At 41.3% G+C, this 15,027-nt stretch carries 13 protein-coding genes; all 13 read left to right on the plus strand.

The annotated features are described in order from the left end of the window. Positions 1-44 precede the first annotated feature (44 nt). A complete protein-coding gene (gene glmU, locus A4H00_RS06640; protein WP_067088408.1) occupies positions 45-1,430 on the plus strand; it encodes a bifunctional UDP-N-acetylglucosamine diphosphorylase/glucosamine-1-phosphate N-acetyltransferase GlmU in 1,386 nt (461 codons plus the stop codon). A gap of 2 nt (positions 1,431-1,432) precedes the next feature. Further along, positions 1,433-1,975: an NUDIX hydrolase gene (locus tag A4H00_RS06645; RefSeq protein ID WP_067091530.1), complete on the plus strand. Its 543-nt coding sequence runs from the start codon at positions 1,433-1,435 to the stop codon at positions 1,973-1,975. A 10-nt stretch (positions 1,976-1,985) separates the two neighbouring features. Beyond that, positions 1,986-2,294, plus strand: coding sequence for a cell wall synthase accessory phosphoprotein MacP (gene macP, locus A4H00_RS06650; protein ID WP_067088410.1), 309 nt, complete (start codon positions 1,986-1,988; stop codon positions 2,292-2,294). 9 nt (positions 2,295-2,303) lie between these two features. Beyond that, positions 2,304-2,993 carry a 5'-methylthioadenosine/adenosylhomocysteine nucleosidase gene (locus tag A4H00_RS06655; RefSeq protein ID WP_067088412.1) on the plus strand — a complete coding sequence of 230 codons (690 nt, stop codon included), beginning with the start codon at positions 2,304-2,306 and terminating at the stop codon, positions 2,991-2,993. 35 nt (positions 2,994-3,028) lie between these two features. Then, complete coding sequence (locus tag A4H00_RS06660) at positions 3,029-4,225, plus strand: glycosyltransferase family 8 protein (RefSeq protein WP_067088414.1); 1,197 nt, start codon at positions 3,029-3,031, stop codon at positions 4,223-4,225. Between the two features lie 192 nt (positions 4,226-4,417). Then, a complete protein-coding gene (locus tag A4H00_RS06665) occupies positions 4,418-4,597 on the plus strand; it encodes a hypothetical protein (protein WP_067088416.1) in 180 nt (59 codons plus the stop codon). Between the two features lie 31 nt (positions 4,598-4,628). Continuing rightward, on the plus strand, positions 4,629-6,308 hold the full coding sequence (locus tag A4H00_RS11850) for an SP_1767 family glycosyltransferase (RefSeq protein WP_067088418.1): 1,680 nt from the start codon (positions 4,629-4,631) through the stop codon (positions 6,306-6,308). Then, the gene (locus A4H00_RS06675; protein ID WP_206281826.1) at positions 6,308-7,333 is read left to right on the plus strand and encodes a sugar transferase; all 1,026 of its coding nucleotides are present in this window, start codon (positions 6,308-6,310) and stop codon (positions 7,331-7,333) included. Before A4H00_RS11850 ends, A4H00_RS06675 begins: the two co-directional genes overlap by 1 nt. Then, complete coding sequence (secY2, locus tag A4H00_RS06680) at positions 7,330-8,541, plus strand: accessory Sec system protein translocase subunit SecY2 (protein WP_067088422.1); 1,212 nt, start codon at positions 7,330-7,332, stop codon at positions 8,539-8,541. Before A4H00_RS06675 ends, secY2 begins: the two co-directional genes overlap by 4 nt. 4 nt (positions 8,542-8,545) lie before the next feature. Continuing rightward, on the plus strand, positions 8,546-10,102 hold the full coding sequence (gene asp1 / locus A4H00_RS06685; RefSeq protein ID WP_067088424.1) for an accessory Sec system protein Asp1: 1,557 nt from the start codon (positions 8,546-8,548) through the stop codon (positions 10,100-10,102). Further along, positions 10,095-11,693 carry an accessory Sec system protein Asp2 gene (gene asp2 / locus A4H00_RS06690; protein ID WP_067088426.1) on the plus strand — a complete coding sequence of 533 codons (1,599 nt, stop codon included), beginning with the start codon at positions 10,095-10,097 and terminating at the stop codon, positions 11,691-11,693. The genes asp1 and asp2 overlap by 8 nt, the downstream gene beginning before the upstream one ends. Continuing rightward, a complete protein-coding gene (gene asp3, locus A4H00_RS06695) occupies positions 11,693-12,604 on the plus strand; it encodes an accessory Sec system protein Asp3 (RefSeq protein WP_067088428.1) in 912 nt (303 codons plus the stop codon). The genes asp2 and asp3 overlap by 1 nt, the downstream gene beginning before the upstream one ends. Before the next feature lie 24 nt (positions 12,605-12,628). Then, a complete protein-coding gene (secA2, locus tag A4H00_RS06700; protein ID WP_067088430.1) occupies positions 12,629-15,019 on the plus strand; it encodes an accessory Sec system translocase SecA2 in 2,391 nt (796 codons plus the stop codon). Positions 15,020-15,027: the final 8 nt, after the last annotated feature.

Genomic DNA, 15,027 nt, shown 5'->3' on the forward strand with positions numbered 1-15,027 from the left:
ATATGCTATAATGAAGGGAACAGAGATAGATTGGACATTAGAAAATGACAAATTATGCAATTATTTTAGCAGCAGGTAAGGGGACTCGGATGAAGTCGGACTTGCCAAAAGTCTTACACAAGGTAGCAGGGATTTCAATGGTGGAACACGTCTTTCGGAGTGTATCTGCCATTGCTCCTGAAAAAATGGTCACAGTGGTTGGGCACAAGGCGGAGATGGTCGAAGCTGTCTTGGCAGATCAGACAGAGTTTGTGACCCAAGCAGAACAACTTGGAACGGGCCATGCGGTCATGATGGCAGAGCCACTCCTTCAAAACTGTACTGGACAGACGCTGGTTATTGCTGGTGATACTCCTTTGATTACTGGGGAGAGCTTGAGAGACTTGGTTGAATTTCATGTGAATCATAAGAACGTAGCCACTATTTTGACAGCAGAAGCTGATCATCCATTTGGGTACGGTCGTATCGTGCGCAATCAGCACGGTGAAGTGACGAAGATTGTCGAAGAAAAAGATGCTTCTGAGTTTGAAAAGCAAATCAAAGAAATCAATACAGGGACCTATGTATTTGATAATGCGCATTTATTTGAGGCATTGAAAAATATCACTACCAATAATGCACAGGGAGAATACTATATTACAGATGTGATTAGCATTTTCCGTAAAGCAGGTGAAAAGGTTGGTGCCTATGTGCTCCGTGATTTTGATGAAAGTCTTGGAGTCAATGACCGTGCGGCCCTTGCTAAGGCTGAAGAAGTCATGCGTACCCGCATTAACAAGAAACATATGGTCAATGGTGTTAGCTTTACAAATCCAGCAGCGACCTATATTGATATAGATGTAGCGATTGCGCCAGATGTGCAGATTGAAGCCAATGTAACCTTGAAAGGAAAAACGTCGATTGGTGCAGAAACTATCTTGACAAACGGTACTTATATTGTCGATTCAGAAATTGGTGCTGGCGTGGTTGTGACCAACTCTATGATTGAGGAATCGCGTATCGCAGAAGGTGTGACAGTTGGGCCTTATGCTCATATCCGCCCAGGATCACAGCTAGCAAAAGATGTTCACATTGGAAATTTTGTTGAGGTAAAAGGCTCTACAATCGGTGAAAATACCAAGGCTGGTCATCTGACCTATATTGGAAATGCGGAAGTAGGACGAGATGTCAATTTTGGAGCTGGAACGATTACCGTCAATTATGATGGACAGAACAAATACGCGACGAAGATTGGCAACCATGTCTTTGTTGGTTCCAATTCGACTTTAATTGCTCCGCTTGAAATTGGAGACAATGCCCTGACAGCTGCCGGTTCAACCATTACAAAGAATGTCCCTCAAGATGCAGTTGCCATTGGCCGTAATCGTCAGGAAAACAAGGCTGAATACGCCAAACGCCTCCCCCATTACCCAAAGGATAAGGAGGAATAATGATGAAATTCGAAGAAAAGACCATGAAGCGGACAGAGATTTTCAAGGGCCATATTTTTGATGTCGTTGTGGATGATGTGGCACTTCCTATGGGCGGCGAAGCCAAGCGGGAGTTGATTTTTCATAAGGGAGCCGTCTGTGTTCTTGCTGTGACGCCTGAGGACAAGCTGATTTTGGTCAAGCAGTACCGCAAGGCGATTGAACAAACCAGCTATGAGATTCCAGCAGGGAAATTAGAAGTTGGAGAACATGCTGACCCTAAAGCTGCTGCCCTTAGAGAATTAGAAGAAGAGACAGGCTATACTGGTGAGTTAGAGCTCTTGTATGATTTTTATTCTGCAATCGGTTTTTGCAACGAACGCTTACGCCTTTACATTGCGAAGAATCTGGTTAAGGTTGAAAATCCCCGTCCTATGGACGAGGATGAAGTGATTGAAGTCTATCATGTGAGCTTAGAAGAGGCACTTGCGTTGATTGCTAGCGGCGATATTTGTGATGCTAAGACCATTATGGCTGTTCAGCAGTTACAATTGATGAGAAAGTAGGAAATGCGCAATGAGGAAGCCCTTATTGACAGATGAGATACTAGAGAAAGCGAAACCAAAAAAGCAGCAACAGCGTTTTGGCTATTATGCCCCTGATGAGGATGTAATGGATGAGTTTGCATTCGAAGATGAATGGGAGGAGGAGTACACAGGCTACCGTGAAGGCTATACGCATCGTATTCCTGTTGAGTCTTCGATTGTCAAAAGTCGTCGGATTGAGACCGTTAAGCGTGAGGAATTCCGTAGCAAAGTGAATAAAATGCTGTTTTGGGTCATTCTTCTAGTTATTCTCTTTCTCATTGCAGTCTTTTTTTGGTAAGGAGTTTAGATGAAATTTGGAATTATTGCAGCCATGCCGGAAGAATTGAAGGCTTTGGAGGAAGCGCTCGAGAGTGGAAGTGAGCAAATCGTATTAGGAAGAACCTACTATACTGGAAGACTCGGCCAGCATGAGGTGATCTTGGTTCAATCAGGGGTTGGAAAGGTCATGTCGGCCATGTCTGTGGCTATCCTAGCCCAGCAATTTCAGGTTGATGTGATTGTGAATACCGGTTCAGCTGGCGCAGTTGCAGATGGGATTGCCATTGGGGATGTAGTTGTGGCAGATCAGTTGGCTTACCACGATGTGGATCTGACAGCCTTTGGCTACGAGTATGGTCAAATGTCTGCTCAACCCCTATATTTTGAAGCAGATAAACCGCTTCTCTTACAGATGAAGGAAATCCTTGCTCAACAAGCTATCACAGCCCATAGTGGATTGATTGCGACGGGAGATAGCTTTATTGCAGGTCAAGACAAGATTGCAGCTATAAAGGCTCAGTTCCCAACTGTTTTAGCGGTTGAAATGGAAGGGGCAGCCATTGCCCAAGCAGCTCATAGCATCGGACTGCCTTTTCTTGTCATTCGCGCCATGAGTGATACCGCGCAAGGAGATGCCAATATCACCTTTGATGAATTTATCATCGAAGCAGGGAAACGCTCGGCAGAAGTCTTGATTGCGTTTTTAAAAACGATGTAATAAAGTAATTTCAGTAATCTTAAAGGAGGTTGATGATGTCTCAACATGTAATTGTATTTGCTGCGGACAATAAATATACCAATCAGCTCGTGACAGCTATTAAATCAGTATGTACGCATAACCAAAATATTAAGTTTTATATCTTAAATGATGATATTCCTAAAGAATGGTTTCTTGTCATGGAACAGTATTTGGAGAAATTGAATTGCAGTATTCGCGATGTGAAATTGATTGAAAATGAAGTAACGAAGTTTACGGGACCGTTTTCTCATATCAATTATGTAACGTATTTTCGGTATATGATACCAGAAGTGGTCACAGAAGATAGAGCCTTGTACCTGGATGTGGATCTCGTTGTTACTGGGGAATTGGATGAACTTTTCAGTCTAAATTTGGATAATCATACAATCGCAGCAGTCCCAGATTGGAATCAAGGAGAGTTCTCAGGGCAGTTTAATGCGGGAGTTTTGTTGTTTAATCTAGTTCGTTGTCGCAATGAAGACTTTACAGAACGAATGATTAGCTACACACGAGAGCATTTACCGAACCTAAAAGTGGGAGATCAGACAGTTTTAAACCATTTCTATCCAGATTACTTGCCTCTGCCTGAACGATACAATACTCAGATTGGTGCAGAATGGTTAGGAGCGTATTATAAAGATGGAGAAGCCCCAGTTATACTCCACTATTCGACAAATCATAAACCTTGGAGCAATTACGGATATAATAGCTCTCGAGAAGTTTGGTGGTTTTACCATAATTTAGATTGGCAGGAGTTACTAGCCTACTGGAAAATCAAGAAGCAAGATATGGAACGCATATTCTCGCTAAACTTTAAGCAGGAATGCTTTGTTTTAACAAATTCTGGAGATATCGAACATATCGAGTATCTCATACAATCATTGCCAGAATATCGTTTTAATATCGCTGCTCACACGCTCATGTCTCCTAATTTACGGAATTTGGATCAGTATAAAAATGCGTACACCTATCCAATGGTTACACCTCCAATGCTTGAAAAAATGTTTCATGATTCTTCGATTTATTTAGATATTAACCACTTTAATGAAGTAAACGATATTGTTCAGAAAGCAAGAGAAAGTGGCAAAAGTATTTTTGCATTTTCAAATACAAAACATAGGGAAGATGATTACTATGTAGAGATTGTCCCTGAAAGTACTCCTGAAAAGATGGTTGAGTGCCTAAAAGCAGTGTGTACCGAAAATCAGTAGACCAATGATTGCGATGGAGAGATTATGGGGATACAACTGACTCATAATAGTTCGGTAACGTTTTCTTGAAAAAGCTAGCTGAATAACGAACATTTCGAATAAATGACAGTTTATTTCTACCCACCCCCCCTATAAAAACGATGAAGCTGAGCAAGTCTTTTCAGCTATTACTCACTAATAAGGAGAATAATCATGACAAAAAATCCATTGGAAGAGAGTATTCAAAGTCGAATGTCGGCGGAACGATATCAGGTCCCCACTAAAAAAAAGGAAAGGGAAAAGATTCCAGTTTTCCAGATTTTATTAATCCTGTCAATGATTCTAGGGCTGATTATGACGCTGCTTAGTGTATTGTCGCAGATATGGAAATAGACAGAATGCTCTGCCATGAAAAAGGAGACAGATGAAAGAATTAGTACTTCATGTAAGAAATAATAGGGAAAGTTTAGCGTTTATCAAGCAACATAGAGTTTCGGTCGCCCGTTTTGGCGATGGTGAGATCGATGTTATTGCTGGAGCCAGTATCCCTTATCAAGATTATACTCCAGAGTTGGCGAATACGCTTCGTACCATCCTAGCTTATCAAAGTGATGAGAATTTCTTGGTATGTCTACCAGACGTATTTGAACGACAAGAACGGTATAATGCCTTTTGCCGTCAATTTTGGGACCAGCATTTACAGCATTATCAGGCACTATATCAAGAAATCTGTACAGCAGATTGGTATGGGAGTACATTCCTTTCTCGTCCGTATATAGATTTGGAAGATAAGAGTACCGTGGGCGATTATTTTTCTCAACTTCGTGGTTTGTGGGAAGGACAGGACATCTTGATTGTAGAAGGGGAAACTTCGCGCTCGGGTGTCGGAAATGACTTGTTTACGAATTGTCGCAGTGTAGAACGTATTATTTGTCCTTCACGGAATGCCTACAGTCACTATCAATGGATTCGCCAACAGATTGTTCAACATGGAAAAGAGAAGTTAATTCTTTTAATGTTAGGACCGACCGCCAAAGCTCTATCTTGGGAACTTTCCAAAGAAGGTCTATGGCTGGTTGATTTAGGTCACATTGACTCAGAGTATGAGTGGTATAAGATGGGAGCAACTTCAAAAGTTAAATTGCCCCATAAACATACTGCTGAATTTAATTTTGATACAGATATTACATTTGCAGATGATGTTTATTATATAAAGCAAATTGTTGCAGATTATCGAAGAAATCCAGAAACTCCCTTGGTCAGCATCCTTGTTGCCGTTCAAAATGATGAGAAGTATGTGGAAGAATGCTTGAACAGCATTTTCCAGCAAAAGTATCAACAGCTAGAGGTTTTAGTTGTTGATATTGGGTCAACCGATGGCTCCTCTGTCATCTGCAAGCAGTTTGCAGATCGTGATCAGCGTCTTCGGTATATCCGTTATGAGAATACAGCCATGTCTGAGGCGCTTACGACCTCTTTACAAACAGCGACTGGTGACTACGTTGCGCTCTTTTTGGCAAAAGATATTTTGAGAGACGATTTTTTATCTGTTTTATTGGAAAAGTTATGGGAAACAAACGCCGATATTGCAATTGGAAATTATATCACCTATAGTGAAACCAATCAAGTGTTTCATTATTATGTTTTAGACAAAGATTTTTGTATTGAAAAACTGAGTCCGCAGGAAGCGATAAATCGGCAAAGCCAGTGGCAATTTAATACCCTTTGCTTCCAAATGCCATGGGGAAAGCTATATAAACGTCAGTTATTTGAACACTTTATCTATCCAGGAAATCATGATTTGGTCAGTCATAAATTATACTTACAGAGTCAATCGATTGTCTTTGTTAATAAGGATTACTATGTCTATCGGGAAATACCTCAATCAGAGCAGATAGATGTACCTGCCTTATTAGCTATTTGGAATGAAAAACTGGCTGATTTAGTACTAGCTTCTTGCGATTTAACGATTACTTTACAGCATTTTCGCTGGTTACTAGGCATATGGAAAAAAGAGCTGGAAGAGAAAGGGCAAGAAACAGGCGCTACCTACCAGCTCTTGGAGCAGAAATTAGATTTTTTACAGAAAGCAGAAACGAAATAATGGCGATACATATTACAAATCTATACGGTCAATCTTCTAGGAGTGTGGCTTTGATGTCTCAAGCCATGGTGGCAGATATTGGTAGAAGTCTGGGCATGAAAGAGATTGGAATTTATTACTATGATTCTAGTCAGGAAAGTGCGAGTTCGAAGGCTTCCCGTTTTGATGGGATGAACGCAGCATTGGCGCATGGCGATATCGTGATTTTCCAAACACCGATATGGCACCCAGTCAGTTTTGAGAAAGAATACTTGCAGTGTATCAAACGCTACAGCATCAAATTAGCGATTTTTATCCACGATGTCCTACCCTTGATGTTTGAAGGAAATTACTACCTCATGCCCCAAGTGATTGAGGTTTATAATATGGCAGATGTACTGATTGTTCCTTCACAAGCGATGGTAGATGTTTTACGAGAGCATGGACTGACGGTTAAGAAAATCATTATCCAACATATGTGGGATCATACCATACCGTTAAGCGAGGAAGAGCCACGTTTTTCACAGACTGTGAATTTTTCAGGCTCACCAAAACGCTTTTCCTTTATCGAGGATTGGAAGTCAGACATCTTACTTCAGATTTTTACAGATGAAGCGGATCAAGTGGATTTCTCGGGAGCCAATGTACAGCTCAACGGTTGGAAATCGGGAACAGAGTTGTTGAGTCATCTGGCACGTAATGGCGGATTTGGCTTGGTTTGGAATCAGAGAGATGGCCGAGACTATTATCAGTTGAACGCCTCTTATAAATTGAGTACTTATTTAGCAGCAGGTCTCCCAGTCTTTGTACCTACTACCTTATCGAATAAAGAAATCATTGTCAAAAATGGACTGGGATTTGCCATCTCTTCTTTGGATGATATTCCTGCTATTTTAGACAGCCTGACGGAGGAAACTTATGCTCAGATGGTTCAGAAGGTCAAAAATTTTCGGATGCTGTTGAATCAAGGTTATTTTACCAAAAAGGTTTTGGTTGATACGATTCATGCCCTGTTTCAGTCAGAGGATGAGGTTGACATGCTATGAGAAACATTTTGTTTCGGTATCCTCTCGTCAAGAAAATCTTGTTTTCATTTTTGATTAGTATCGTTTTCCTCTTGGGACGCTATATTCCCTTGCCCAATGTAGCTATTTCACAAACAAGTTTGGAAGCAGACTCTTCTTTGGAAGTAGCTTCTGCCCTATCTGGTGGGAGTTTGGCCAATATCGGCCTCTTTTCCCTAGGTTTAGGACCATGGATGTATTCCATCATCTTGAATAGGGTCTTTGCACTTGGTCGAAAACGTCCAGCTGGAGGAAACTTGCAACAACAAAAGCAATTGCTTGTCATGCTAGTTGTTGCGCTCATTCAAGGGTTGGGAATTGCCCTTACGCTGACCTATGTAGAACCTACCTCTGTTCAGCTGATTGCAACGGCTACGGTTGTATTGGTAACAGGCTCCTTTGTCCTCATGTGGTTAGGGAATTTGAATGCAGCGTATGGCGTGGGTGGACCGACCTTGATCATGTTTTTAAGCATTATCGTTTCCCAGTTTCGGGTTGTTCCAGTCTTTGCAACTGTCCTAGCAGGCCCTAAGGCCTTGTATGCACTGTTTATCCTTGTTTGGACCTTAGTGAGTATCTATGTGACTGTTGTCTTTGAGAAGGCAGAATATCGCATTCCTATCCAAAGGGTATCCATCAATAGTGATATGGCTAAGAAAGCCTATTTGCCGATTCGCGTCAATCCTTCTAACGGAATGCCGATCATGTATGCCTATACCTTTTTGGCGTTTCCTCAGTATTTTTTAATTTTGTTGTCATACTTTTTAAAAAACAATTCTCTGTTGCAGTATGGTGTTTATTTCACGACACGAAACGAGATTGGGATAGGAATCTATGTGTTACTAGTGCTCTTGCTATCGTATAGCTTTGCATTTGTCAATTTAGATCCACTTTCTATTGCCAAAGGATTTCGAGCGTCTGGGGACTATATAAAAAATATCCGCCCTGGCAAGCCTACTCAGCTATATTTGACACGCTACATTCGCTTTTTTGGTATCTTCAGCGGTGTCATTACGGGGATTCTACTCAGCACTCCCCTTATTCTCTTCTTACCGGAGCAGGAACTGCAGATTATTACTCCTTTGTCTGGAATTTTTATGATGATGACAGGGATGATCTTGATGATCCGTGAAGAAGTATTTACATCGCGCTTACGGCGTAAATATACAGAATTATTTGAAGGAAATTAGAAAGATGTTTCATTTTATTCCAGCCTGGTATGGACAAGGCAGACCTTGGTATGATCCGACAACTGCTTGGTATCGTGGCGTTTCTTCGATTCATTTTGATGATGCAATTAATCAGATGCGAATGTTTCAGCAGACAAATGAAGACATAGGGATGCTACTCTCAAATTATATGCCCAATCTTCGCTATTTTCTGCATCGTTATGATTTGTTTGAAGTCCCTTATTGGTCTGTATTTGACGAGATTCAACATACCCATCATATCCAGCCACGGATGCTTGATTTTAAGGAATTTCAGTGGCCAGAAAATGTGGAGTTTGTCTATACAAATTTTTTAGTGCTTGTTCGGCGGGACAAAAAGCTATGGGCACATGTGGAATTTGGTGAAGAAGCACATTTGATTTATATCCAATTTTTTAAAGATGACAGACCATCAAAACGCTTGGTCTTTGATGACCGTGGTTTCTTATCAAGTATCGTATACTATGATGACCAAGGAAACGAGAACTATCAAGACTATCTAAATGCGACGGGAGACTGGCAGATTCGGGAAAATTTACAGACGCAGGAAGTGACTGTTAATCCTAGTGTAGCCCACCGTTTTCAGAAAGAACGCTATGGCTCGATTGCTGACGTTATCCAAGAAAAAGTAGCGGCCTATGTAACCAGATTAACAGTAGAAGATGTCTTAGTTCTAGCTTCCAGCCCACAACATAATAACCTAATCTTGCAAGCTAAAGGTTCGCATCGATTGATTCTATCGTATTTTGATGAGCGCTATCCTTTTCATCAGATGGAGCAAATAGCGCAGGATACAGCTCTAGCTGATTTGGTGGTGGTAGATAGACAGAGGAGCAAGGAACGATTGCAAGAAGCTGTTTCTACGCCCATTGAGCATATTTCTCTCTTTGACGCTCGCTTGAATCTTGGAAAAAGCCAGCGTTTTCGTGAATTATTTCTCTATTTCTTGATGGATGATCTGGAAGAAAATGTGTTGTTGCAGTATTTGGATCAGATTGCCCCATTTATGAATGAGCATGAAGATGTTCATCTGAAATTAATTAGTTACCAGACAGACCCAGCCCAAGAAGAAGCAAAACAAGATTGGCTTGAGGAAGTGTTGGCTCGTTATGAACTAGAATTTTTCCAATTGGAAACGGAGGAAGAACAGGCTGAGGCTTTTGAAGACGATGATGAAGAGGTAGAGATAGAAGCGAAGCGAGTGAGTATAGAATTTCTACGATCAGATTTAGATATTATGAGCTCCCTAGAAGAAAGTCGTCTGATTATTGATGTGACAAGTGAGCCTGATTTATATACCCAGATTGCAGGAATCAGTGCAGGAATTCCACAGATTACTATCCAATCAACGGAGTTTGTCGAACATTTGAAAAATGGTTATCTGCTCTCTCATCCGTCTGAACTAAGTCTTGCTTTGCACCATTATTTAGTCGGCTTACGGAATTGGAATGAATCCTTGATGTATGCCGCTCAAAAAATCGCCTCCTACACCAGTGGTAGTTTGGTAGAAAAAATAAAACAAAGTATAGGATATCATGAGTAAAAAAAAGATTAGATTGCTCCAAATCGGTCATCACAATTGGCAGGATGAGGCAGAAATTCCAGAAAATATAGATTGGATTTACTTGCAACCGCAAGAAATTCTTTCTTTTTTACAGGCAGAAAATAAGAAGCTAGAAGCTCGTTATCAAAAAGAAAAAGCGAAGTTTCCTAAAAAGAAGGATATTAAGCGAAGGAAAGTCAAAGTAGATGGCATCATTTTAACTGAGCCGGATTATCCATCAGAACTATTGCTATTGGACACCGTTGTAGAACCTTACCATGTCTTTTTTCCGAAAGATCTAGCGACAAGTGATCCTATTTTACAGGAATTTCTTTTTCGAAAATTAGGACAACAAGCAGACTTTTCAGATAAACCTTCTATACTTCGGACTTTTTCCAAAATTTTCTTTGGTGGGCAATTCGGACAAAAAATAGGAATTTCGAGTTTTGGTGTTCAAGCAGAGTCTGAAAAATACCTTTCTCATTATGAGGGAAATCATTATCTTGTCCTAGATGGGGAGTATGGGGAAGACTACCGAGTGATTGGCTCCTTTTTGTATGGTGTACCGATTTATAAAGATGTGCAAGTGGAGCTATGGCAGGAATTTGTCAAAGAAGCCAGTTGTGATGTAAAAATTCAGGTCAAGTATATTGCAGACGGATCCTTGGGTGATATTGTGGAAGAATGGGAGTTTGAAGGGGATGAATTGCAAGAACCAAATGCTATTGACAGCGATTACAATGGCTCGCTTTCAGTTAGCATTTTAGCAAGAGGTAAAGGATTTTTAAAAATAGGTCCCTTACATTATCGCTGGGGGAGAGCAGGTTTTGGTCAATTTAGTCTAGGTGGCCAACGTTTTTGTGATTCGGAACGTAGAGAGTTTAACTATTTCTTTCATCCTGGAGATTTTAAACCACCTTTGTGCGTCTATTTTTCAGGTTTCCGTACAGCGGAAGGTTTTGAAGGATATGGCATGATGAGAAATTTAGGAACTCCAATGCTATTGATCTGTGATCCACGTTTAGAAGGTGGCTCGTTTTATATGGGGACTGGAGAATTTGAAGCAGCCATTTCAGCAACTATTAACCAATGCTTGGCTTATCTTGGTTTTTCTAATAAAGAGTTGATTCTATCAGGGATGTCAATGGGAACCTTTGGTGCTACCTATTATGGAGCAGATTTAGATCCACACGCAATCATTTTATCTAAGCCTATTTTTAGTTTGGGACGGACAGCAGCTTTAGAAAAAACCATCCGTCCAGGTGGCTTTCCCACGTCACTCGATTTGTTACTACATTTTGAAGGTGATTTATCCGAAGAAGCACAAGTGCGCTTTAATCAGCGCTTCTGGAATAAAATCAAATCGGGTCACTATACGAATACAAAATTTTTTATTGCTTATATGAAAAATGATGATTATGACCATGCGGCCTTTCAAAACTTAATGGAATGCTTTGCTCATACGGATGTGCAAGTTGTCGGAAAAGGCTGGATTGGTCGACATTTGGATGGCTCTAGTGAAACCATTCCTTGGTTTTTAAATCAATATCAAAAGGTATTACAGAAAGATTTTGGTAGAGGAGAAACGTGATGAGATATCGCATTTACTGGGGGAAAATAGGGCTAGAGACCTATTTAACAGGCTCGGTTATCATTCCGAGGAATAAGACGATTCAGATTGAAAATATCCTCATTCCACCTGGAGCAATTATGTATAAATGGTCATCTTCGAAAAATTACCAAGCAGCTAGAGAGCAAGCGAATCTGCCCTTGCTAACAAGAGGAGCAACCTATCATCTACATTTTTCAGCAGAGACGATTCCTGCACAGAGCATTTATCTTCGGGTGAATTTTTACGACCGATTTCAAAAAGCCGTTGATTTTGTAATCTTGAAATCTTCTGATGAATCCTTCACCTACCCTCCTGAAGCCTACTATTATGATATTGAGTTAGTCAATGCGGGCTGTACGAAGATGCTGTTCCGTTATTTGGAAGTAGAAGAGGTCAAGACTGAAATAGACCTGAGAGCGCCTAGTTCGCTAAATGTTTTATTCTGGGATAAAAAGGCAGATGAGGACTTGGCTACTAGTTTGTATGCTGGGCAGGCAGATACGCTTATTTTGACCGAGGGAGCGGCCACGCTTTATTTTGATGAAAAAAGTCTAGAAAAAGTCGAGCAGTTTATCGTCGCTCATCCTAAAGCTTCCATTTCTTTTATTGGAAGTGGTCCATGTGGGAATTTTGCAGCTCTCTATCATGCCATGTATTTTGAGTTGGGCAAGGCCTATGTGACAGATGATATGTATCCAAAAGAAGAGTATGACAGGATAATGTCGCAGATTTTTGATGAGACAATTGATGTTGACCGATTTTTAAGTCGTCTATCTTATGAAGATAAAGTGATTTGGTATGAGGAGTTGGGCAAACAGGACACTCTATCTTTTATAGCACCTAGTATGAATGCAGTAGATTATGCGCTGCAGCTCCCTTTGACCTATTAAGCAGAAAGCTGGAAGAAAGAAATAATGAAACAAAATTGGTTTTCGTTGGACTATTATCGTTTGAAACGATTGAAAAGGATATTGAAAAAAATCAATGCCAGAAGTACTGAAATGGCGGCTTTGACAGATAGAGAATTACAGAAGAAAACAACTGAATTTAGAGAGCGCCTTGCTCAAGGAGAGAGTTTAGATAGTCTGTTGCCGGAAGCGTTTGCGGTTGTTCGAGAGGCTGATAGACGGGTTTTGGGGATGTTTCCCTACGATGTCCAAGTGCTTGGAGCGATTGTTCTCCATGAAGGAAACTTAGCTGAAATGAAAACTGGAGAAGGCAAGACCTTAACGGCTACGATGCCTCTTTATTTAAATGCCCTGTCTGGGCGTGGAGCCATGCTTGTTACGACAAGTGGCTATCTGGCCAAACGTGACGGGACAGAAATGGGAGAAGTATTTCGCTTTTTGGGCTTGACGGTTGGAATTACTGAGGGAGATGAGTCTAAGAAGAAATTAACAGCCAAACGCAAGCGCCAAATTTACCATTCGGACATTGTCTATACAACGAATGGAACCTTGGGCTTTGATTATTTGATTGACAATTTAGCAACCTCTGCTCAGGGAAAGTACATGCGAGATTTTCACTATGCTATTATTGACGAGGCAGATGCGGTCTTGTTAGACACGGCTCAGACTCCTCTGGTCATCTCTGGCTCACCTCGTCTTCAGTCCAATTTATTAACTTTTGCGGATAATTTTGTTCTCAGCTTGACCAAAGGGGAAGACTATATATTTGAAGAGGATAAAAAAGAGATTTGGCTAACTCAGAAAGGGATTGATGTCGCAGAAGCCTATTTTTCAGTGAAGAATTTCTTTAGTCTTGAAAACTTCGACTTGGTTCGTCGCGTCACCTTGGCCTTAAAAGCCCACTACCTGTTTGAAAAAGGGAAAGATTACGTGGTGGATCCTGGAAAGGATGGAGAAGACGAGGTTAAATTACTGGATCTTGGAAATGGACGTATCTTAGAAGGGACCAAGCTTCAAGGTGGGCAACATCAAGCTTTAGAAGCTAAGGAGCGCGTGAAAATCACCGATGAGACTCGGGCAATGGCCTCGATTACCTATCAAAATTTATTTCTCAAGTTTCCTGTCTTGGCCGGGATGACTGGTACGGGGAAGACGGTGGAAGATGAATTTGTGGAAACCTATAACATGGAAGTTATCCGCATACCGACTCATCGCCCCATTCTACGAGAAGACCGTAAGGATAAGATTTATACCACCTTGCCTGAAAAAATTACGGCCTCTATGCAGCTCATCAAGCAGCTCCATGCGATAGGGCAACCCATGTTGATTGTGACTGGTTCGGTCAGAATGTCGGAATTGTACTCTGAAATCCTTCTAATGGAATCCATTCCGCATAGTGTGCTCAATGCCCACAATGCAGCCAAAGAAGCACAGATGGTGGCCGAGGCTGGTCAATTAGGGGCTGTGACCGTTGCGACAAATATGGCAGGAAGGGGAACAGATATCAAGTTGGGGGAAGGCGTAGCAGAATTAGGTGGTCTCGCAGTTATTGGAACTGAACGCATGGCTAATGAACGTATGGATTTGCAGATGCGGGGACGTTCGGGACGGCAGGGAGATCCTGGCTTCAGCCAATTTTTTGTCTCCCTTGAAGATGATTTGCTCATCAAGCACGGAGGCGACTGGTGCCAGAAGTATTTTAAAAAGCATAAGGACGCATGTGACCCCTTGTCGCCTAAACAATTGTCCAATCGCAGGTTTGATAGGTATCTGACCCAAGCTCAAGCTAAGAGCGAGGCAGTTGGTCGCAGTTCACGGCAGACGAGCTTGGCCTATGATGACAGTGTCAAAGTTCAACGCGAGACTATTTATGCCCAACGCAATCGTCTGATTTACGCTAACCAGGATGAGTTTCACTTGCTGGATGTCATCACTGGGGTGATTGACGATTTTCTTGCACAGGAGGAAAGCTTGAGTGAATTTGTTGTCAAACGCTTTATCTTTGATAACCTCTCCTACCATAGTCCTATGATTCACCAACCAGTTGATTATCAGAATCCTCGGCAAGTTCGCTCTCATTTGTTGCGGATTGCACAGGAAGAATTGGAACGCAAGAAAGAATTTCTCAAGCAGGATTTTGCCCAGTTTCAACGTGTGTCTATCCTGAAAGCTATTGATGAAGCTTGGATTGAGGAGGTGGATTATTTGCAGCAGCTAAGAGTAGTTGTTACTGCACGATCAACTGCTCAACGCAATCCAATTTTCGAATACCATCGGGAGGCTTTGGAATCGTACAATCGTATGAAACAATCTGTTTATCAATTGGTCGTACGGCATGTTCTCTTGAGTGAAGTTTCCTATAATAAAAAACAGGAAGTTCAGATTTATTTCGCATAAGAAAGAAG

Source organism: Streptococcus marmotae, from assembly GCF_001623565.1.
Taxonomy (GTDB): domain Bacteria; phylum Bacillota; class Bacilli; order Lactobacillales; family Streptococcaceae; genus Streptococcus; species Streptococcus marmotae.

What these genes read in the sequence shown, in the direction of transcription:
- glmU (WP_067088408.1), top strand. Translation starts at nt 45, where the DNA reads ATGACAAATTATGCAATTATTTTAGCAGCAGGTAAGGGGACTCGGATG.
- A4H00_RS06645 (WP_067091530.1), top strand. Translation starts at nt 1,433, where the DNA reads ATGAAATTCGAAGAAAAGACCATGAAGCGGACAGAGATTTTCAAGGGC.
- macP (WP_067088410.1), top strand. Translation starts at nt 1,986, where the DNA reads ATGAGGAAGCCCTTATTGACAGATGAGATACTAGAGAAAGCGAAACCA.
- A4H00_RS06655 (WP_067088412.1), top strand. Translation starts at nt 2,304, where the DNA reads ATGAAATTTGGAATTATTGCAGCCATGCCGGAAGAATTGAAGGCTTTG.
- A4H00_RS06660 (WP_067088414.1), top strand. Translation starts at nt 3,029, where the DNA reads ATGTCTCAACATGTAATTGTATTTGCTGCGGACAATAAATATACCAAT.
- A4H00_RS06665 (WP_067088416.1), top strand. Translation starts at nt 4,418, where the DNA reads ATGACAAAAAATCCATTGGAAGAGAGTATTCAAAGTCGAATGTCGGCG.
- A4H00_RS11850 (WP_067088418.1), top strand. Translation starts at nt 4,629, where the DNA reads ATGAAAGAATTAGTACTTCATGTAAGAAATAATAGGGAAAGTTTAGCG.
- A4H00_RS06675 (WP_206281826.1), top strand. Translation starts at nt 6,308, where the DNA reads ATGGCGATACATATTACAAATCTATACGGTCAATCTTCTAGGAGTGTG.
- secY2 (WP_067088422.1), top strand. Translation starts at nt 7,330, where the DNA reads ATGAGAAACATTTTGTTTCGGTATCCTCTCGTCAAGAAAATCTTGTTT.
- asp1 (WP_067088424.1), top strand. Translation starts at nt 8,546, where the DNA reads ATGTTTCATTTTATTCCAGCCTGGTATGGACAAGGCAGACCTTGGTAT.
- asp2 (WP_067088426.1), top strand. Translation starts at nt 10,095, where the DNA reads ATGAGTAAAAAAAAGATTAGATTGCTCCAAATCGGTCATCACAATTGG.
- asp3 (WP_067088428.1), top strand. Translation starts at nt 11,693, where the DNA reads ATGAGATATCGCATTTACTGGGGGAAAATAGGGCTAGAGACCTATTTA.
- secA2 (WP_067088430.1), top strand. Translation starts at nt 12,629, where the DNA reads ATGAAACAAAATTGGTTTTCGTTGGACTATTATCGTTTGAAACGATTG.